Annotated in this window: 17 protein-coding genes; 12 read left to right on the top strand and 5 right to left on the bottom strand. The window is 72.1% G+C overall.

Annotated features, from left to right (window positions below; translation table 11 throughout):
• Positions 1 to 180 precede the first annotated feature (180 nt).
• Entirely contained in the window at positions 181 to 378 is a 198-nt protein-coding gene (locus K933_RS11515; protein WP_023394912.1) for an AbrB/MazE/SpoVT family DNA-binding domain-containing protein, read from the top strand.
• A gap of 54 nt (positions 379 to 432) precedes the next feature.
• Positions 433 to 1,488 carry a quinone-dependent dihydroorotate dehydrogenase gene (locus tag K933_RS11510; RefSeq protein ID WP_023394911.1) on the top strand — a complete coding sequence of 352 codons (1,056 nt, stop codon included), beginning with the start codon at positions 433 to 435 and terminating at the stop codon, positions 1,486 to 1,488.
• A gap of 2 nt (positions 1,489 to 1,490) precedes the next feature.
• On the opposite strand, the gene K933_RS11505 is transcribed toward K933_RS11510, so the two are convergent.
• Positions 1,491 to 1,757: a hypothetical protein gene (locus K933_RS11505; protein ID WP_023394910.1), complete on the bottom strand. Its 267-nt coding sequence runs from the start codon at positions 1,755 to 1,757 to the stop codon at positions 1,491 to 1,493.
• 74 nt (positions 1,758 to 1,831) lie between these two features.
• Entirely contained in the window at positions 1,832 to 4,501 is a 2,670-nt protein-coding gene (locus K933_RS11500) for a valine--tRNA ligase (RefSeq protein ID WP_023394909.1), read from the bottom strand.
• A 121-nt stretch (positions 4,502 to 4,622) separates the two neighbouring features.
• Between K933_RS11500 and K933_RS11495 the strand changes: the two genes are divergently transcribed.
• Both K933_RS11495 and K933_RS11490 read left to right on the top strand, forming a co-directional pair.
• Entirely contained in the window at positions 4,623 to 5,333 is a 711-nt protein-coding gene (locus K933_RS11495; RefSeq protein WP_023394908.1) for an SDR family NAD(P)-dependent oxidoreductase, read from the top strand.
• Positions 5,334 to 5,602: 269 nt separating this feature from the next.
• Positions 5,603 to 7,954, top strand: coding sequence for a DEAD/DEAH box helicase (locus tag K933_RS11490; RefSeq protein ID WP_023394907.1), 2,352 nt, complete (start codon positions 5,603 to 5,605; stop codon positions 7,952 to 7,954).
• On the opposite strand, the gene K933_RS11485 is transcribed toward K933_RS11490, so the two are convergent.
• Positions 7,897 to 8,721, bottom strand: coding sequence for an HAD family hydrolase (locus K933_RS11485; protein WP_268744628.1), 825 nt, complete (start codon positions 8,719 to 8,721; stop codon positions 7,897 to 7,899). The two genes, K933_RS11490 and K933_RS11485, sit on opposite strands and share 58 nt — an antisense overlap.
• A 175-nt stretch (positions 8,722 to 8,896) precedes the next feature.
• On the opposite strand from K933_RS11485, the gene K933_RS11480 reads away from it, so the two are divergent.
• The 4 genes from K933_RS11480 to K933_RS11465 all read left to right on the top strand — a co-directional run bounded on the left by K933_RS11480 (position 8,897) and on the right by K933_RS11465 (position 13,026).
• On the top strand, positions 8,897 to 9,658 hold the full coding sequence (locus tag K933_RS11480; protein WP_023394905.1) for a topoisomerase DNA-binding C4 zinc finger domain-containing protein: 762 nt from the start codon (positions 8,897 to 8,899) through the stop codon (positions 9,656 to 9,658).
• Between the two features lie 62 nt (positions 9,659 to 9,720).
• Positions 9,721 to 10,122, top strand: coding sequence for a hypothetical protein (locus K933_RS11475; RefSeq protein WP_023394904.1), 402 nt, complete (start codon positions 9,721 to 9,723; stop codon positions 10,120 to 10,122).
• Between the two features lie 181 nt (positions 10,123 to 10,303).
• Positions 10,304 to 11,341 carry a tRNA-intron lyase gene (gene endA, locus K933_RS11470; RefSeq protein WP_023394903.1) on the top strand — a complete coding sequence of 346 codons (1,038 nt, stop codon included), beginning with the start codon at positions 10,304 to 10,306 and terminating at the stop codon, positions 11,339 to 11,341.
• Positions 11,338 to 13,026 (top strand): tryptophan--tRNA ligase, encoded by a 1,689-nt coding sequence (locus K933_RS11465; RefSeq protein WP_023394902.1) that lies wholly within the window; start codon positions 11,338 to 11,340, stop codon positions 13,024 to 13,026. The genes endA and K933_RS11465 overlap by 4 nt, the downstream gene beginning before the upstream one ends.
• An 81-nt stretch (positions 13,027 to 13,107) precedes the next feature.
• Here K933_RS11465 and K933_RS11460 read toward each other — a convergent pair whose 3' ends face one another.
• Both K933_RS11460 and K933_RS11455 read right to left on the bottom strand, forming a co-directional pair.
• Positions 13,108 to 14,088: an ornithine cyclodeaminase family protein gene (locus K933_RS11460; protein ID WP_023394901.1), complete on the bottom strand. Its 981-nt coding sequence runs from the start codon at positions 14,086 to 14,088 to the stop codon at positions 13,108 to 13,110.
• A 78-nt stretch (positions 14,089 to 14,166) separates the two neighbouring features.
• The gene (locus K933_RS11455; RefSeq protein WP_023394900.1) at positions 14,167 to 14,757 is read right to left on the bottom strand and encodes a hypothetical protein; all 591 of its coding nucleotides are present in this window, start codon (positions 14,755 to 14,757) and stop codon (positions 14,167 to 14,169) included.
• Between the two features lie 120 nt (positions 14,758 to 14,877).
• On the opposite strand from K933_RS11455, the gene K933_RS11450 reads away from it, so the two are divergent.
• The 4 genes from K933_RS11450 to pheT all read left to right on the top strand — a co-directional run bounded on the left by K933_RS11450 (position 14,878) and on the right by pheT (position 20,129).
• Positions 14,878 to 16,047 (top strand): NAD(P)/FAD-dependent oxidoreductase, encoded by a 1,170-nt coding sequence (locus K933_RS11450; protein ID WP_023394899.1) that lies wholly within the window; start codon positions 14,878 to 14,880, stop codon positions 16,045 to 16,047.
• 390 nt (positions 16,048 to 16,437) lie between these two features.
• Positions 16,438 to 16,560, top strand: coding sequence for a hypothetical protein (locus K933_RS19250; RefSeq protein WP_268744627.1), 123 nt, complete (start codon positions 16,438 to 16,440; stop codon positions 16,558 to 16,560).
• A gap of 135 nt (positions 16,561 to 16,695) precedes the next feature.
• Positions 16,696 to 18,249 carry a phenylalanine--tRNA ligase subunit alpha gene (gene pheS / locus K933_RS11445; RefSeq protein ID WP_023394898.1) on the top strand — a complete coding sequence of 518 codons (1,554 nt, stop codon included), beginning with the start codon at positions 16,696 to 16,698 and terminating at the stop codon, positions 18,247 to 18,249.
• Entirely contained in the window at positions 18,249 to 20,129 is a 1,881-nt protein-coding gene (gene pheT, locus K933_RS11440) for a phenylalanine--tRNA ligase subunit beta (protein ID WP_023394897.1), read from the top strand. Before pheS ends, pheT begins: the two co-directional genes overlap by 1 nt.
• Positions 20,130 to 20,198 lie beyond the last annotated feature (69 nt).

The raw sequence follows: 20,198 nt of genomic DNA, 5'->3' as shown, positions 1-20,198 counted from the left end.
GGCTACCCGGGGAAAGACACTTATACTACCTCGACGCTCGCGGGCGGTTTTCCCCTCTGATGCGCCGCCCCCACGGTCCGAGTGGGCCTGCTGTCGGGCGCGCGCGTGCCAGTACGGCGCCCGATAGCGTAAACAACACTTATGTATCTCGTACGGCGAATCGTGCGGTAACAAAGCGCGATGGTCCGGAAAAAGACACTCAGTCCGAGTGGCGCCAAAGACGAGAACGGCGAGTACCACAACGTCCACGTGAACCTCCACGAGGACGAACTTGCCGTTGCGGGCCTCGACATCGGCGACGAGGTGTTCGTCCGCGTCCGCGACGGGAAGATCATCATCCAGAAGGCCGACCCGGACGAGGTCGAACACGACTTCTAGCTTGCCGCCCCGTATCCCACGTTTTCATAACCTCCGACAGCCGTGCGTCAGTAGATGCGGGCGTACGACCTGCTCAAGCCGGCCCTGTTCGCGCTCCCCCCGGAGACCGTCCACGAGACGACCCAGCGGCTGATGCGGGCCGCCCAGGGGACGTCCGTCGAGACGGCGCTCCGCGGGCGGTACGTCGTCGACGACCCCCGTCTCGCCACCGAGGCATTCGGGGTCGAACTCGACAACCCGGTCGGGGTCGCCGCGGGCTTCGACAAGAACGCGCGCGTCCCGCGACTGCTCGCGGCGCTCGGGTTCGGCCACGTCGAGGTGGGCGGCGTCACCGCCGACCGCCAGCGGGGCAACCGCAGACCGCGGCTATTCCGCCTGCCCGCGGACCGCGCGCTGGTCAACCGGATGGGGTTCAACAACGACGGCGCGGACGCGGTGGGCGCGCGCTTGGCCGCGGACCCGCTGCCCGACGTGCCCGTCGGCGTCAACGTCGGCAAGTCGAAGGCCACGCCGCTGTCCGAGGCCGCCGAGGACTACCTCTACACGTACGAGCGCGTGGGCGCGCACGCGGACTACGTGGTGGTCAACGTCTCCAGCCCCAACACGCCGGGGCTGCGCTCGCTCCAGAACCGCGACGCGCTCGAGTCCATCCTCGGGGCGCTCCGCGACGCGGGCGCCGACCCGCTGTTGGTGAAACTCTCCCCGGACCTCCCCGAACCGGCGGTCGAGGACGCCCTCGCGGTGGTCGACGACCTCGACCTCGACGGCGTCGTCGCCACCAACACGACGACCGAGCGGCCGTCGACGCTCCGGAGCCGCAACGCGGCCGAGCGCGGCGGCCTGTCGGGCGACCCCATCGAGGCGCGCGCCACCTCGCTGGTCCGGTTCGTCGCCGAACGGACCGACGCGCCCGTGGTCGGCGTCGGCGGCGTCTCCGACGCCGGGGGCGCCTACCGGAAGCTCCGCGCGGGCGCGAGCGCGGTCCAGTTGTACACCGGCCTGATCTACGAGGGACCGTCGGTCGCACGCGACATCAACGAGGGCCTGCTCGACCTACTGGAGCGTGACGGCTTCGACTCCGTCTCCGACGCCGTCGGCGCCGACCTGTAGCGTCACCCGACGAGCGCGAGCGCGGCGACCCCGACCGAGAGGGCACCCGTCGCGACGCCCACGGCGACGAACAGCGGCCGGCGCGCTAACCCGTTCACGTCGTCGCCGCGGACCAGGTACGTCCCGAACAGTCCGGCGACCAGAACTCCGGCGAGGAGGCCGACCCCCTCCGAGAGTCCGGGGTCGGCGAGGAACGACGGGAGCGCGAGTCCGACCTGGACCACCCCGAACACGGTGAACCCGCCGAGCGAGAGGTCGCGTCTGTCCATGCGGTCCGTCGGACGAGCGCCGACAAAAGTGTGTGCGGACGCGCGGCCCGCGCCGTCCCGGGCGACGCTACCCGCTACTCGTCGTGGACGATGACGACCGCGTCGGTGTCCTCCGCCTCCAGCAGGTCACCCTCGCCCGCGTACCGGCGTTCGCGTTCGACCTCGAACAGGTCGGCGCCGAGCGTCTCGCCCGCGACCCGGAGTTCGCCGTCGGCGAGTTCGTACTCGCCCGACTCGATACCGGCGTCGATGTCGCCCACCTTCGAGCCGAACTCCGGACCCACCTTCGAGTAGTCGAGGTCGACCCCGGACACGACGGTCTCTATCTCGGGCGCCTCCGCGAGCACGTCGAGGTCGGCGACGTTCATCACGCCGCGGACGTCGTCGGCGAACGACGCCACGTCGCCCTCGCCGTACACCTCGACGCGGTCGAGTTCCGCGTTCAGCGGCAGCCCCCGCTCGCTCTTGTAGCGGCGGAGCGCGCCGACGACCGCCATCGCGGTCCGGCCCGCGGCGCGGTCGGCGTCGACCCCCAGCGGTTCGGGCCACTCGGCGCGGTGGACCGACCCGCCGTCGCCCACGTCCGCCTCGGCGTACATCTCGCTCCAGAGCTCCTCGGTCTCGTGGGCGAGGAACGGCGCGAACAGCTTCAGGAACCGGCGGTGGGCCACCCGGAGCGTGTACGCCGCCGCGGGGTCGCCGTCCTCCGCCTCCCGCACCCGGGTCTTGGCGACTTCGAGGTAGTCGTCACAGAACGTGTGCCAGAAGAAACTCCGCAGGCCGTCGCGGACCTTCGAGAACGCCCGCTGCTCGAACAGGTCGGTCGCGCGCTCCACCTCGTCGTCGAGTTCGGCGAGCAGCCACCGGTCGAGTTCCCGGAGGTCCCCCTCGTCCACGTCGGGGTCCGTCTCGGGCGTGAGCGAGTCGATGAGCTTCGAGGCGTTCCACAGCTTCTGCATCAGCTTCTCGCCCGCGCGCAGCCCCTTCTCCTGGTAGGGCAGGTCGTCGCCCACCGCGCTCCCCGTGGCCCAGAAGCGCGCGGCGTCGACGGGGTACTCCGCGAGCACCTCGTCGGGTGCGACGACGTTCCCCTTCGACTTGGACATCTTCTCGCGGTTCTCGTCGAGCACCATCCCGTTGATCATCACCGAGTCGAACGGCGTCTCGCCGGTGTGCTCGTAACACTTGACGACGGTGTGGAACAGCCAGAAGCTGATGATGTCGTGCCCCTGCGGGCGCACGTCGAATCGGTACAGTTCCGGCCGCTCCATGGTGAACTCCCCGGCGTCGTCGTCCCAGTCCCACCCGGCGTTGATCAGCGGCGTCAGGCTGGAGGTGGCCCACGTGTCGAGCACGTCGTCCTCGGGGACGAACTCGTCGTGCCCGCACGCGGGACACGCGTCCGCGGGCGGGTCGTCCGACAGCGGGTCGACCGGCAGGTCCGCGCGGTCGGCCATCACGGGTTCGTCGCAGTCGGCGCAGTACCAGACGGGGAACGGGATGCCCGACGAGCGCTGCCGCGAGATGAGCCAGTCCCACTGTAGCCCCTCGATCCAGTGTTCGTACCGGGTGAACATCTTCTCGGGGTACCAGTCCATCTCGCGGCCGGCATCGAGGTACTCCTCCTTGCGGTCGAGGAGTTCGACGTACCACTGTTCGGTGACGAGGAACTCGACGGGCGTCCCGCACCGCTCGTGGACGTTCACCGTGTGGGTGATCGCGCGCCGGTCGAGCAGCGCGCCCGCGTCGTCCAGATCCGAGACGATGGCCTCGCGGGCCTCCCCCGAGTGGAGCCCCTCGTACTCGCCCGCCTCCTCGGTCATGTGGCCCGACTCGTCGATCGCGACCCGGAGGTCGAGGTCGTGCGCCTGGTACCACTCGATGTCGTTCTGGTCGCCGAACGTACAGCACATCACGACGCCCGACCCCGTCTCCATGTCGACCCGGTCGTCGGCGATGATCGGCACCTCCTGTCCGAACAGCGGCACCTCGGCGGACTCGCCGACGAGCGACTGGTTGTCGTCGTCGTCGGGATGGACGAACACCGCGACGCAGGCGGGGAGGAGTTCGGGCCGCGTGGTCGAGATGGTGAACGTCTCGGCGTCGCCGTCGGCGTCCCCGTCCGAACCCGCGAGCGCGAACGCGATGTCGTGGAAGTGGCTGTCCTGCTCGTCGTCCTCCGTCTCGACCTGCGAGATGGCGGTCTCGCACTCGGGACACCAGATCGCGGGCGCCTTCTCGCGGTACTCCCGCCCCTGCTCGTATAAGTCGAGGAACGACAGCTGCGAGATCCGCTGGACCCGCGGTTCGATCGTCCGGTAGGTGTTGTCCCAGTCGATCGACACTCCGAGGTCCTGCATCTTCGCGGTGAACTCCGCCTCGTACCCCTCGCAGACCTCCCGGCACTTGCGCTGGAACTCCCGGCGCTCGAACTCCTGGTGGCGGATGTCGAGTTCCTCCTCGGTCAGCCGCTCGGAGGCGATGCCGTTGTCGTCGTAGCCGAACGGGAAGAACACCTCCTCGCCGCGCATGCGGTTGAACCGCGCGACGGTGTCTTGGAGGATGGAGCCGTACACGTGGCCCCAGTGGAGGCTCCCCGATACGGTCGGCGGCGGCGTGTCGATGGAGAAGACGGTGTTCGGGTCGGTCGCCGCGTCCTCGTCGTACGCGTAGGTGTCGGTCTCGACCCAGCGCCGCTGCCACTCGGGCTCGACGGTGTCGGGGTCGTAGTCTCCACTGGGCATTCCACCGGTAGTTCCCCCGAACGGCTGTTAAACGACTCGGTCGCGCGGGGTCGGTCGACACGGCCGGACGCGGGTACGGACGCCCCCGTACATCTAATACCGCGCCGGCCGAGCGTCGACCGTGACCACGGCAGTCATCGCGGGCGTCGGTCCGGGTCTCGGCGAGTCGGTCGCGCGGCGGTTCGCGGCCGAGGGTTGTGACGTCGGCCTGCTTGCGCGGAGCGGCGACTACCTCGACGGACTCGCCGCCGACCTGCCGACGGACGCGGCGGCGGTGCCGACCGACCTCGCGGACCCCGACGACGTCGCGGCGGCGTTCGAGACGGTCCGCGAGCGACTCGGGCCGGTGGACGTGCTCGTCAACCACGCCAGCGCCGCCTCGTGGACGGGCCTGCTCGACACCGACCGCGAGGCGTTCGACCGCGCCTACGAGGTGGGTCCGCGGGCGGGGTTCCTCTGTGCGCGCGAGGCGGTCCCCGACATGCTCGACGGCGACGCCGAGGGGAGCGAGAGCGGGAGCGGTGGAACGGTCATCTTCACCGGCGCGACCACGGCCGTGCGCGGGCGCGAGGGCGCGGTGGGGTTCTCGATGGCGAAGTTCGGGTCGCGCGGGCTCGCACAGTCGATGGCCCGCGAACTCGGACCCGAGGGGGTCCACGTCGCACACGTCGTCGTCGACGGCGGCATCCGCCCGCCCGACCGCGAGGTGGACGACCCCGAGGAGTATCTCGACCCCGACGCCATCGCCGACAGCTACTGGCACCTCGTCGAACAGGACCCCAGCGCGTGGACGCTCGAACTCGACCTCCGGCCGCACGTCGAGGAGTTCTGAGCGCGAACCGCGGTTCGGGACGGTCGAGCAGCGAGACCCCCGCGTCCGGGTCGTCTCGGGGGACGACGCGCGCCCCACCGGGGCGGACCGACCACCGGAGAGTGCCGCGCGGAAGGAAAGGTCTATCCGCGACAGCGCCCGGATACTACACAGTCACCGGCGCGGTCCCCGGGCACCGACAGCGCCGCCACGCGCGGGGACCCGCCAGTCAGGGCCACCGCCATGCTCACGCGCACATCGATACGCACACGCACACCGGGTACTCGCCGATGAAGGTCGCGGACGCGGTCCCGGAGTTCGCCGACGCGTTCGGCTTCGAGGAGTTCAACCGGATGCAGCGGGAGGCGCTCCCCGCCATCGTCGAGTCGGACGACAACGTGGTCGCCGCCGCCCCCACCGCCTCGGGCAAGACGGCGCTCGCGGAACTCGCCATCTGCGAGACGCTGCGGGCGGGCGGTACCGCCCTCTTCGTCGCGCCGATGCGCGCGCTCACCAACGAGAAGGAGTCCGAGTGGGAGCGGTTCGAGGAACTCGGCTACTCGGTGTACGTCGTCACGGGCGAACGCGACCTCAACCCCCGCCGCGCCGAGCGGGCGGACATCCTCGTGATGACGCCCGAGAAGGCCGACTCCGCCACCCGAAAACACGAGTCGGCCCGCTACCGCTTCGTCTCCGAGGTGACCTGCTGTGTGATCGACGAGGTCCACCTCCTCGACTCCGAGCGCCGCGGGGCGGTGCTGGAAGTCACCGTCTCGCGGCTCCGCCGCATCTGTGACCCGCGCGTGGTCGCGCTGTCGGCGACGATGCCGAACGTCGGCGACGTCGCGGAGTGGCTCGACGCCCCGCCCGAGACCACGTTCCAGTTCGGCGACGAGTACCGCCCCGTGAAACTGGAGACGGGCGTCAAGACGTACACCCACGGCGAGAACACCTTCGCCGACAAGTACCGCCGGCTGTACCGCGCGCTCGACCTGGCGGAGCCGCACGTCCGCGACGGCGGGCAGGCGCTCACCTTCGTCTCCTCCAGACAGGACGCCGTGATGGCCGCCAAGAAGGCGCGCGACGAACTCGCCGAGCGGGACGTCCCCATCGGCGCGCGCGGCGACTACGACTTCCACACCGACGCGAAGGAACTCGACAACGAGACGCTGCGCCACTCCGCGCCCGACGGCGTCGGCTTCCACCACGCCGGCCTCTCGAAACACGACCGCGACCGGGTCGAAGAGTGGTTCAAACAGGGGAAGATCCAACTGCTGTTCTCCACGTCGACGCTCGCGTGGGGCGTGAACCTCCCCGCGCGCTGTGTGATCATCCGGGACACGAAACACCACGACCCGCTGGAGGGCGAGGTGGACGTCTCGCCGCTCGACGTGCTCCAGATGCTCGGCCGCGCGGGCCGGCCCGACTACGACGACGTGGGCTACGGCTGGGTGGTGTGTGACCGCTCGGAGGCCGACAAGTACCGCCGGCTGCTCCGGGAGGGCAAGGAGATAGAGTCGCGACTCGCCGCCGAGGTGGAGTCGCACCTCAACGCGGAGATAGCGCTCGGCACCATCGCGGGGTTGGAGGACGTGATGGACTGGATCGAGACCACGTTCTACTACGTCCGCGCGCGGTCGAAGCCCGACGAGTACGAGTTCGACGGGTTGCGCGGGCGGGTCCGCGACACGCTCGACTCGCTGGTCTCCCGCGGGTTCGTCACCACCGACGCGGACCTGGCCGTCGAGGGGACGCCGCTGGGCCGGCTCACCTCGAAGTACTACCTCCGACTGGAGACCGCGGAGCGGTTCCGCCGGCTGGCCGACCGCGACCGGGTCGACGAGGCGGCGGTGCTCCGGACGGTCGCGGGCGCCGCGGAGTTCGACTCGGTGTCCGCGCGGTCGTCGGAGACCGACGCGGTCGACCGGGTGCTGTCGGGCGCCGACGACGCCGACCTGGAGGGCGGCAACCGGAAGGTGCTCGCCATCCTCCGCGCCGCAGTCGACGACCGGACGCCCTCCGACCTCCGCTCGGACGCGTGGGTGATCCGCCAGAACGCGCTCCGCCTGCTGGGCGCGCTCCGCGAGTTCCTCGACGAGTTCGCCGGTCCCGACGCCGCCAACCTCGCCGCCCGGACGCGCGCTCGCATCGAACACGGCGTGCCCGCGGACGCCGTCGGCCTGACCGCCATCGAGGGCGTCGGGTCGGGCCGCGCCGAGCGGCTGGCGACCGGCGGGCTCGCCACCCCCGGCGACGTGGTCGAGGCGGGCGCGGCGGAACTCGTCCGCGCGGGGCTCTCGGAGGGGGTCGCCGACCGCGTCGTGAAGCAGGCGCGCGGGCTGCCGCGGGCGACCGTCGAGTGGGGCGCGTTCCCCGACCGGGTGGGCGCCGGCGAGAACGAGATGCGCGAGGTGACGGTGCACAACCGCGGCGGCGGCGCGCGCGCGGGTATCAGGGTGACCGCCAACGGCGTCGAGATGCACGAGAAGACGCTCTACCTCGGCAAGGGCGACGAGACGGCGGTCCCGGTCGGCGTGTTCGGCCCGCCCGGCGAGGACGCGGTGGAGTACGCCGTCGAGGTGGTCTACCCCGAACTCCCGCTCGTGCCCGAGCGAGAGTCGCGGAGCGTCCGCGTGGCCTGACGCACCGCCTCGAACAGGTCCTCGGGCGAGTCCGCTATCTCGTCGGCCGCCGAGAGGTCCGTGTCGGCGTTGTGGTCGTCGCGGTACGCTATCGTGTACGCGCCGGCGGCGGCGCCCGCCCGCACGCCGTGCTCGGAATCTTCGACCACGACCGCCCGCTCGGCGACCCCGCCCAGTCCGGCGACCGCGGCCTCGTAGATGCCGGGGTCGGGCTTCCCCGGGCCGTCGAACTCGTCGGCCGAGCGGACGAGGTCGAACGAGAGGTCGAACCGCTCGGTCACGGTCCCGATCCACGTCGGCGGCGACGACGACACCAGCGCGACCGGCACCCCCCCGGCGCGGAGGTCGGCGACGAACTCCCGCGCGCCGGCGAGCAGGCTGACCTCCTCGCCGTAGATGGTCTCGGCCGCCTCGTCGTAGACGGCGACGAACTCCGACTCGCTCACGGCCGTCGCGTACTCCCCGTCGAGGTAGGCGTACATCTCGCGGTAGTTCATCCCCGTCACCTCGTCGAGGTCCGGGTGAGCGCCGTCGAGGACGGCGGGGAATATCTCCTCGCGTTGGGCGGGATGCCAGTAGTCCTCGGAGTCGACCAGCACGCCGTCCATGTCGAAACAGACGACGACCGGCTCTCCCTCGGCGGCCGCCGCGGGCGCGGCGGCGCCGGACGTGGCCGTGTCGGGTGCGTCCGCGGTGTCGGTGCCGGCGGCGCTGTCCGTGCCGGAGGCGGCGCCGGCGTCCGGTCCGGAGTCGGAGGAGTCGCTCACACTCTCCGTCACGGCCCGGGGCGCATAAGCGTCGGTGACCCCCGCCGCGGGCGAACCCGGACGGCGCGCCGCCGCGAGCCGACCGGGTCGACAGCGCACTCGCCGCGTGTCGACCCGAGCGCGCCACCGCGACCGGCCGGACGTTCAAACCGGATGAGGCGGCCAGACGCCCCACATGCCACAGACCCTCCGCGTCTTCGCCGGCGACTGCACCACCGAGTTCGACGCCCCGAACGGCGAGCGGACCCAGCGCGGCCGCGTGCTCGCGCTCGCGAAACCCGACCGGACCGTCCTCGTCCACGACGCCGACGGCTACCAGCCGGTCGCGTGGCTCACCCGGCCGGAGAGCCTGACCGTCGAGAGCGACGACGACGGGTTCGCGCTGACCGCCCGCGACGGCGACCGGCTGTTGCGGGTCCGCTCGAACGGTCCCGGCCGGCGCGCCGCGTTCGCGGTCACCGACGCGGGCGTCCCCGTCGGCGACTGCCCCGACTGCGGCGCCGCGCTCGTCCGCGCGGGCGGCGACGTGGTCTGTCCGGGCTGTGACGAGCGGTACGGCCTGCCCGCGGGCGCGACGGTGTACGACGACCGCACCTGCAACGACTGCGGCCTGCCGCTGATGCGGGTCGCGCGCGGCGAGTCGTTCGACCTCTGTGTCGACTACGCCTGCGAGTCGCTCGCCGACGCGGTGCGGGAGGCGCTCGACCGCCGGTTCGACTGCCCCGACTGCGGGCGCGACCTGTGCGTCAGAGAACACCGCGGGCGGACGTTCCTCGGCTGTGACGGCTACCCCGACTGCGAGACGGCCTTTTCCGTGCCGGCGGGCGAACTCGTCGGCACGTGCGCCTGCGGGCTGCCGCTGTTCGAGACGGGAACGGGCGTCCGGTGTCTCGACGGCACCTGCGAACGCGCGAGCGCGACGAACGCGGGGCCGTGAGCCGACTACCCGGCGCCCGGGCGCGGCCGAACGTTGATACGGCGCCGGGCCGACGCCCGCGTATGCCGATCTCCGACGACGAGTGGGACGAGGGGAGCCGGGCGGACAGCGGCGCGGCGGAGACGACGCCCGTCGGCGAGTACGAGACCGAGAAGGACCTGATCGTCGCGTTCCTCTCGGAGAACGTCGACAGCGCGTACACCAGACCCGAGATCGTCCGCGGCGTTGACTTCGGCGACGACGCCCGGCCGGAGACGATCCGCGAGACGCTGACCGAGATCCAAGACGAACTGGTCGACCTCACGGGCGACCTGGCCGCCAGCGGGATGGTGGTCGACGACGTCGACGAGGCGCTCGACGAACTCGTCGCCGAGGAGACGGTCACCGAAAAGGAGATCCGGACCGGCGACGACGGGTCGACGACGACGTACTACCGGCTCAACACCGGCGAGGCCGACGAGTAACGCGGGCCCGGACGTTCGTTACCCGTCTACCCCGACACCGCCAGCAGCGCGTAGCCGACGGTGACCGGGAGCGCGTACACGACGTGCCCGAGCACGCTCTAGAGTGTGATAGCCCCTCGGGGGCGTACCACCGCCCGCGGACCGGAGGCCCTAAACCCGGACGGACCCCCAGACCCGCCAGATGAACGGAACACTCCGCGGCGACGGGGTCGTCGTCTCGGGCGACGCCCGCCAGCGGTTCCACGACGCCCGCGGCTACGGCCGCGCCGACGGCGACGAGGTGACGCTCGCGCGCGTCGAGGCGGCCCACCTGCTGTACCGCGGCGACCTCGACGCGGTCGACGGCGCGGCGTTCCGGGCCTTCTTCGCCGACTCCGTGGCCGCGGTCGACCGGTTCGCCGCCCGGTTTCTCGTGTACGCCGACCTCCGCGAGCGGGGGTTCTACGTCGCGCCGGCGCGCGACGGCTGGCCCGGCGCCGGGGCGGTCGGCGACCCGGCGGTCGACCTGGTCGTGTTCGCGCGCGGCGAGAAGCCGGGCGGGGAAGTCGCCCACCGGGTTCGGGTCGCCGGCGAGCGGCAGGAACTCCCCGCGGCCGACCTCGCGGGTCGGGTGCTCGCGGTCGTCGACGAGGAGAGCGAGGTGACGTACTTCGACTGCGGGTCCGGCGGCGGGTTCGCGGGCGCGACCGAGTTCGACTCGCCCGCGGGCGTCGACGCCGACCTGATGGACGACCGCGTCGTCTGTTGGGACCCGCCCGAGGACCTCTACGAGTCGGGCTTCTACGGTCAGCCGGTCGCCGGCCGCGACGCCGCGGTGGTCGACGCGCTCCACCTCTCGTTGGTCGAAGCGGCGGACCTTGCCGACCGGGACGCGCTGTCGCTCGACGCCGAGGCGGTGTGCGACCGCGGCCGCGCCGTGGAGGGCGAGCGGTTCGACCGCCGGCTGTCGGTGTACCGCCAACTCCGCGACAGGGGGGTGGTGCCGAAGACGGGGTACAAATTCGGCGCCGACTTCCGGACGTACGACGCGGTGGAGTCGGTCTCGGACCTCCCCCACTCGGAGGCGCTCGTGCGGGTGGTCCAGCCCGACCACCGCTTCCACCTCCGGGACCTGGCGGAGGACGTTCGCCTCGCCGGCGGCGTGCGGAAGCGAATGGTTTTTGCGCTGGCCGGCGACGACTCGCTCGCGTACCTGACGGTCGCACGACTCACCCCATGAGCGACGAACACGACCACGCGTCCGACTCCGAGCGGAGCACCGACGACGACGAGGTATCGAGCGCGGCGACCGACGGCGGCGAGGAGTCGTCGGACGCCGAGGTGCGTCGGACCGCGTCCGACGGTGGCGTCGTGCTCGACCCGTGGGGGTCGGCGAGCGTCGACGACTACCGCAAACTGTTCGAGGAGTTCGGCATCGAGGAGTTCGACGAGGTCATCGACGAGGTGCCCGAACCCCACTACCTGATGCGCCGGGGGGTCATCTTCGGCCACCGCGACTACCGCCCGGTCGCGGAGGCGCTCCGCAGGGGCGAGGACGCCGCCGCGCTCTCGGGGTTCATGCCGACGGGCGACCCCCACATCGGCCACAAACTGGTGTTCGACGAACTCATCTACCACCAACAGCAGGGCGCCGACACCTACGGCCTCATCGCGGACCTGGAAGCCCACTCGGCGCGCGGGCTGACGTGGGAGGAGATAGACGAACACGCCCGCGACTACCTGCTGTCGTTCATCGCGTTGGGGTTCGACCCCGAGGAGGGTGAGCTGTACCGACAGTCCACGAACCGGGAGCTACAGGACCTCGCGTTCGAACTCGGCGGGAAGGCGCGGTTCGCGGAGTTCGAGGGTATCTACGGCTTCGACGGCTCCACCTCGGTGTCGCACATGCAGTCGGTCGTCACCCAGATGGCGGACATCCTCTACCCCCAGTTGGACGAACCCAAGCCGACGGTCATCCCGGTCGGTCCCGACCAGGACCCGCACGTCCGGTTCGCGCGCGACCTCGCGGCGAAGATGCGCTACTTCAGAGTCACCGAGGCGTTCGCGAGCTTCGAGGCCGACGCCGCCGAGCGCACGCTGATCCGTCGGGCGTACGAGGCGCGCGAGGAGTACGCCGAAGAGTCCGACCGCCCGCGGTGTGAGGAGGCGGCGGCGTGGCTCGACGGGGTCGACGTGGACCCGACCGGCACCGCGGACGACCCCGCGGCCGCCCCGGAGTTCGGGGCCGCCCGCGAGTCGGCGGTCGAGAAGTTGGAGAACGCGGGGATGGAGCCGCTCCGCCCCCGCGTGCGCTTCCTCGACCGCAACGCGACCGACGAGGCGTTCGACGCGCTGGTCGAGGCCATCGACGGCGAAAAGCGCGTGTTCGAGGCGCACGCCGACTCGTTCGAGATGGACCGCGCCGAGGCGGAGGAGCTGGCTCGGGAGGTGGAAGTCGACAACGGCGGCTACGGCTTCGTCTCGCCGTCGTCGCTCTACCACCGGTTCATGACCGGCCTGACCGGCGGGAAGATGTCGTCGTCGATTCCCGCGAGCCACATCTCGCTGCTGGACGACCCCGAGGAGGGGTACGAGAAGGTGCGGGCCGCGACCACCGGCGGCCGGGACACCGCCGAGGAGCAGCGCGAACTCGGCGGGCGCGCGGACGAGTGTCCGGTGTACGAACTGTACGCCTACCTGCTCGCGGGCGACGACGACGGGTTCGCCGAGGAGGTGTACGAGGAGTGCGTCGGCGGCGAGCGCCTCTGTGGCGGCTGCAAGGAGCAGGCGGCCGAACTCATGCGCGAGTTCCTCGAAGAGCACCAGGAGAAGCGCGAGGAGGCGGAGGAACTGCTGGAGAGTCTCGACATCGACCTCGACGTCGACGCGAGCAGGCGCGGCGTCGCGCCGACCGAAGACGAGTAGCGTCGCGCGTCGCGTCCGAGTGCGGACCGGGTCGCGTCCGCGGGTGGGCCGGGTCGCGCACGAACCGGGTACGGACCGAATTCAGAGGTCGGCGTCGCTCCCGACGCCCGCCTCGACCGCCGCGTCGTACAGGTGGACCGCGGCCGCCGCGTCCAACACCGCCGAGCCGACGCTGTCGACCACGAGTATCTCGTCGTCGCGCTCCCGGCCGGCGTCGCCCTCGAACACCGCCGACAGCGGGACCAACTCCGCCGGGTTGACGCCGTTGTCCGCGACGTCGCCTATCTCGGCCACCTCCTCGGGCACGTCCGCGAACACGCGCGCGGCGCGTTCGAACGTCCGGTCGTCGAGTTCGCGCGCCTCCGCGGTGTACGCGCCGACGGCGACGACGAGCGTCCCCGGCGCGAGCGCGTCGCCGTCGAACACGGGCGAGTGGCTCGTCGTCGCGGTCACCACCACGTCGGCGTCGCGGACGGCCGCGTCGGCCGACTCGACCGCCGTCGCGTCGATTCCGCTCTCTCCGAGGTCGGCCGCACAGTCCGCCCGCGACGCCGGGGTCGGCGAGTGGACCCGCGCGTCGGCCACGCCGCGGGCGGCGTCGATAGCGCGGGTCTGCCACCGCGCCTGCGCGCCCGCGCCGAGGACGCCCACGGTCACGGGACCGTCGCCCGCGGCGAGGTGGCGGGCCGCCAGCCCGCCGATACAGCCCGTCCGGGCGTTCGTCACCCGCTCGCCCGCCAGGAGCGCGAGCGGGTCGCCCGTCTCGGCGTCGGTGACGACCACCTGCGCGTGGATGGTCGGCAGCCCCCGTTCGGGGTTGTCGGGGTGGACCGACGCGAGTTTGGTCGCGTACGCCTCCGCGCCGTGGACGTACGCGGGCATCGTCAGCCCGGTGCCCGCCGGCTCCGTCCGCCCGTCGAGCCCCTCGCCCACCGGGAAGTGGGGGCGGTCGGGGCGTTCGACCTCCCCCCGGCCCTGTTTCACGAACGCCGCCTCGACCACCGACAGGAGGTCCGACAGCGAGAGCAGACCCGCCACGTCGTCGTCGGAGAGCACGCGCATGGGTCTCAGTATCGCGCGCGGCGTGTTGGTCGTTTCCCCGCGGTTCGCGGTCGAGCGACGCGCGAGGGCGCGACCCGGCTACGACCGCGCGGCCCGGCGCGTCCGCGCCACCGAGGCGTGGACCGCCGCCCCGACGACGCCGGGGCCGACGAGGGCGACGAGGAGTTCGAGCGCCGCGGCGGCCGCCAGCGAGACGGGGACCCCACAGAACCCCGCGAGGCAGGTCGTCGGGCCGCCGAGCGAGAGCAGGTGCCCGCCCGCGGGACCCGGGCCGGCGGGCGCGACGAACACGCCGAACACCGCGGCCGCGGCGACCGGCCAGCCGTACGCCGCGAACCGGAGCGCCTCGTCGGGACCGAGGTTCCGTACGCGGCCGACGACCCACCGTCCGACAGCGAGCGGGAGCGCCACCAACACGACCGCAGCGGCGAGCCCGACGACGACGAGCATCGTCGTCCCGCCCCACAGCGACCCGCCGCCCGCGACGAAGTGGATGACGCCGACGCCGACGAGGTAGAGGAGGCCGGCCTCGACCAGTGCCCCCCGGAGCGCGGACCCGAACGACCCGCCGGCGCGAAGGGCGAGGTGCGCGCCGAGCGTCGCCGGGACCGACACGCCGACCGTGAGGACGAACGCGAAGACGGGTAGGAGGCCGACCGGGAGCGACATAGACGGGTGTTCGCGACCGAGTGTGGTAAGTCCGCCCACGGCTCCGCCCGGGACGTGTGTAGATCCGACGGCGACGGCCGCCGGGACAAGCTCTTTGTCACGCGTTACCGAGGGTCGGGTATGGACGTGGTCGTCGCGGGCGGCGGCATCGTCGGGGTCGCGAGCGCGTACGAACTCGCCAGCCGCGGCGCGGACGTGGTCCTCTGTGAGCGTGCGGGGCTCGGGAGCGGGAGCACCGACCGCGCGGTCGGCGGCATCCGCGGGCAGTACTCGACGCCCGTGAACGTCGAGTTGACGCGAGCCAGCCTCGACGTGTGGGACACGTTCGAAGCGCGGTTCGGAACCGACATCGAGCGACGGCGGACGGGCTACCTGTTCGTGACGCGCGAGTCGGACACCGCCGCCGAGTTCGAACGGCAGGTGGCGATGCAGGGGGAGCGGGGCGTCCCCAGCCGCCTCGTCACCCCCGAGGAGGCGGCCGACCGCTGTGCGGGACTCCGCCCGGAGCCGTTCGTCGCCGGCACCTACTCGCCCGACGACAGCTTCGCCGACCCGCACCTCGCGCTCGGCGGGTACGCGACGGCCGCGCGCGAAGCCGGCGTCGACGTCCGGACCAACACGCCGGTCACGGGCGTCTCCGTCGGCGGGAACGGGAGCGGGAGCGCGGCGGGCGGCCGGATCCGCGTCGAGACGCCGGACGAGTCGCTCGACGCGGACTACCTCGTCAACGCGACGGGCGCGTGGGCCGCGCGGCTGGCGGCGATGGCGGGCTACGAGTTGCCGGTCGAGCCCCACCGCCGGCAGATAGCCGTCGTCGACCCCGAACGGCCCGTGCCCGACGACGACCCGCTGGTCGTCGACATCGACACCACCGCCCACTTCCGACCCGAGCGGGACGGCCGCGCGCTGGTGGGCGGGCAGTTCTCGCCGCCGGAGGTGGTCGCCGACCCCGCGCGGTTCTCCGAGACGCCCGACCTCGACTGGAGCGCCGAGGCGCTCTCGCGCGCCGGCGACGTCGCCGACTACTTCGGCCCCGAGTCGGGGCTCGCCGGCGGGTGGGCCGGGCTGTACGCGGTGACCCCCGACCACCACCCCGTGATAGAGGAGTCGCTGCCGGGCGTCGTCACCGCCGCCGGGTTCTCGGGCCACGGGTTCCAGCACGCGCCCGCCACCGGACGGCTCGTGGCCGAACTCGTCTTCGACGGCGCCGCGTCGACCGTCGACGTGTCGGGGCTTGGCCGCGACCGGTTCGCGCGCGGGGACGGTCCCGTCGAGCGGAACGTCGCGTGAGCGCGAGAACGGGGAGGGGAAGAGGAGGGGAGGAGCGGAGAGGAGCGGGAGGAAGAGTGCGAGAGGCCGCGTACCGTCCGTCGTCTCTCGCCGTACTCGTCGGCGAGGGACGCGCCGACGCTCGCGCCCTCGCTCCCGCCGCCGCACCGGAGGTAGCCCGCCACGCAGCCGCCGAGCGCGGGCGACAGCGGCAGGAACAACGGCACGACCAAGACGACCGCACCGACGAGGGCGTCTCGGAGCGTCTCTCCGGGAGCCACACCCCACGATACGCCGCGCGAGGCGATCAGCGAGGCTGCGGGCCGGCCGGCCGAGCCGGGGTACGGGTCCGGAGCGTGGCCGTCGGCCGTCCGGCGAACGCTTTTTGTCCGTGCCCGCGCAGGGTCGGGTATGGCGCTCGAACCCGCCGCGGCGACGTCGGCCCGCGACCCGACGACCGACCGGGTCGCCCGGGCGTTCGGCCCCGTCGCCCCCTTCGGTTTCTCCGACGCGTTCGTCTTCGCCCGCGCGTGAGGGCGGCGGAGCGCGGCCGGGCGCGGGAGCGTCCGTCCGCCCGAAACCGCCTCACCCGGCGCGGCGCCCGCGCTCCGTCTCGCGGGCGGTAACGGAACGACTAACCGGAAACCCCTACACACCCACGACAACCAGATGCGACTCCCAGACGCGCAGGTCGCGGTGTTGCGCGCAGCCAGCGCGACCGACGCGAAGACCGTCGAACAGCTAGCAGCGGAGACCGACCGGAAACCGGAGACCGTCACCCGCGCGGCGTTCGACCTCCGCGACGACGGGCTGGTCGCGGTCGACGAACGGACCGAGTCGACCGCGACGCTCACCGACGAGGGCCGCGAGTACGCCGCCGCCGCCCTCCCCGAGGTCCGCCTCTACCGCGCCGCCGTCGACGCCGGCGCGGCCGACGAGCCGGTGTCGATGGGCGAGGTCATCGGCGCCGCCGGCCTCTCGGGCGCCGAGGTGGACATCGCCCTCTCCAACTACGCCCGCAAGGGGTACGGCGACATCGACTCGGGCGCGCTCACGGCCGACCCGGACGCCGACCCCGACGCGGACGCGGAGGCCGCCGCGCTCGACGCCCTCGCGGACGGCGCGAGCGAGGGTGGAGACGGCGGCGACGGCGACGCGGGCGACGCGAGCGACGCCGACGTCGACGACGACACCCTCGACCAACTCGAACGGCGGGGGCTGGTCGACCGCGACGAGCGGACCGTCCGCGCGGTGACGCTCACCGACGACGGCGTGACCGCGATGATGGAGGGCGTCGAGACGAGCGAGACCGTCGACCGGCTCACCCCCGAGATGCTGACCTCGGGCGAGTGGGCGGACGCCGAGTTCGCCGAGTACAACGTCGAGGCGGACGCGCCCGCGGTCGAGGGCGGCCGGGTGCACGTACTCCGACAGGCCGCAGAGCGCGTGAAGGACGTGCTCGTCGGCATGGGCTTTCGGGAGATGGACGGCCCGCACGCCGACGCGGAGTTCTGGATCAACGACTGCCTGTTCATGCCGCAGGACCACCCCGCGCGCACCCACTGGGACCAGTTCGCGCTCGACGTTCCCCCGGTCCGGGACCTGCCCGAGGACCTGCTCGACCGCGTCGAGGACGCCCACCGCGACGGCGTCGGCGACGACGGCGACGGCTACCACTCGCCGTGGGCCGAGTCGGTCGCCCGCGAGGTGGACCTCCGCGGGCACACCACGTCGCTGTCGATGCGTTACCTCTCGGGCCAACAGGTCGGCGAACTGGAGGAGCCGCAGCGCTACTTCTCCGTCGAGAAGGTGTACCGCAACGACACGCTCGACGCCACACACCTCCTGGAGTTCTTCCAGATCGAAGGGTGGGTGATGGCGGAGGAGCTGTCGGTGCGGGACCTGATGGGGACGTTCACCGAGTTCTACGAGCAGTTCGGCATCACGGACGTCCGATTCAAACCCCACTACAACCCGTACACGGAGCCGTCGTTCGAACTGTTCGGCCGCCACCCCGAGACCGACGAACTGATCGAGATCGGCAACTCCGGGCTGTTCCGCGAGGAGGTGTTGACCCCGCTGGGCGTCGACTGTGACGTGATGGCGTGGGGGCTGGCGCTCGAACGCCTCGCGATGCTCACCACGGGCGCGGAGGACATCCGCGACCTCCACGGGACGCTCGCGGACGTTGAGTTCCTGCGGAACGCGGAGGTGACCTACTGATGCCGGTCGTCGACATCGACACGGACGAACTGCGGGCGCTGACGGGCCACGGGGAGAAGACCGACGAGGAGTTCGAGGCGGACCTGTTCGCGCTCGGACTGGAGTACGAGGGCGAGACCGAGGACGGGGACAAACAGTTCGAGTTCGCCCCCGACCGGCTGGACCGCCTGTCGGTCGAGGGGGTCGCGCGCTCGCTCCGCTACCAGTACGGCGACGCGCGCGGCGTCCACGTTCCCGACCCGAACAGCCCCGACTGGACCATCGAGGTCGACCCGTCGGTTCCCGACGAGCGGCCGTACGTGACGGGCGCGGTCGTCCGGGGCGTTGATCTGGACGAGGCGGCGCTCGACTCGCTGATCCAGTTGCAGGAGAAACTCCACGCCACGATGGGCCGCGGGCGCGCGAAGGGCGCCATCGGCATCCACGACCTCACGATGCTGAAGGGCGCGGGGCTCGGCACCGCCGGCGGGAGTCTCGACCTGGGGGGGAGCCTCGGTGCGGGCGGCGCGGACACGGGGGGGACCGACGCGGGACCGGTGATCGACGACGACGCGCTCGACGGGTCGGAACCGCCCGAGAGCCTCGACGAGGGGCCGGCACGCGGGAGCGGCGAGAACAGCATCACCTACCGCGGGGTGGAGCCGGACGGCGACCAGTTCGTCCCGCTCGACGCCGACGCCGCGATGACGCCCGGCGAGGTGCTCACCGAGCACCCGACAGGCGAGACGTACGCCGACCTGGTCGAGGGGCTGGAGCGCTACCCCGCCATCTACGACGAGATCGGACTGTTCTCGTTCCCGCCGGTGATCAACGGCCGGCGGACGGAGGTGTCGACCGACTCGCGCGACCTCTTCATCGAGTTGACCGGAACCGACCAGTGGACCATCGACAAGATGTGCGTCGTCCTCTGTTACGCGCTGTCGGCGCGCGGCGGGGCGATAGAGGAAATCGAGGTGGTCTACCAGGGCGACACGTACCCCGAGGAGTACGGCCCCGAACTCGTCCGGCCGGACCTCGACACCGACGAGAAGACGGTGGGTCACGACCGGATCGAGACCGTCCTCGGCGTGGAGTTGGACCGCGAGGAGGTGGTCGACCTGTTCGAGCGGTCGGGGCTCGACGCGAGCTACACGCTCGGCGAGGAGACGACGCGGTACGACGTGACGATACCGCCCTACCGCGTGGACGTGCTCCACCCGCTCGACCTGATCGACGACGTTGGCCGCGCGTACGGGTTCGACGAGTTGGAGCCGCGCTACCCGGACGTGGGCACCGTCGGCGGCCGGCACGAGCGCTCGCGGCTGGAGCGGGCGGTCCGGACCGCGCTCGTCGGACTGGGGTTCGAGGACACCCTCAACTTCCACATGACCGCCGCCGACGAGAACTACGAGCGAATGCAAATCGAGGAGGGGTCGGGGGCGTTCGGCGCCGAGGAGGCGGTGGGGATCACCAGCCCGTACAGCGAGGACTACACCCAACTCCGGACGTGGGCGCTCCCCTCGCTGGTGCAGGTGTTGGAGAACAACACCCACCGGTCGTACCCCCAGGACCTCGCGGAGGTCGGGTTCGTCGCCCACCGCGACGACGACGAGAACACGCGGGTGGCGGAGGCGCGCCGCGTCGCGGGCGTCGTCGCGCGGACCGACGCGACCTACGAGGACGCCAAAGCCCGCCTGCAGGCGGTGTGTGACGACTTCGACGCGGAGTTGGAGACGCCCGCCGTCGACCACCCGAGCTTCATCCCCGGCCGCGCGGCCGCGGTGGAACTCGACGGCGAACGGGTCGGCGTCGTCGGCGAACTCCACCCCGCGGTGCTGGTCGACCACGACGTCGAGGTGCCCGTCGCGGCGTTCGAGTTCGACCTCTCGGGGCTGGCGTAACCGCCCGCGGGGGTCGGGGACCCGGCTTCGTACGCGGCGACCGGGACCCGCGGAGGTTCCACCGGAAAC

Origin of the sequence: Candidatus Halobonum tyrrellensis G22 (assembly GCF_000495475.1) — an archaeon.
GTDB classification, from domain to species: domain Archaea; phylum Halobacteriota; class Halobacteria; order Halobacteriales; family Haloferacaceae; genus Halobonum; species Halobonum tyrrellense.
This window is presented reverse-complemented; position numbering and strand designations above follow the sequence as displayed.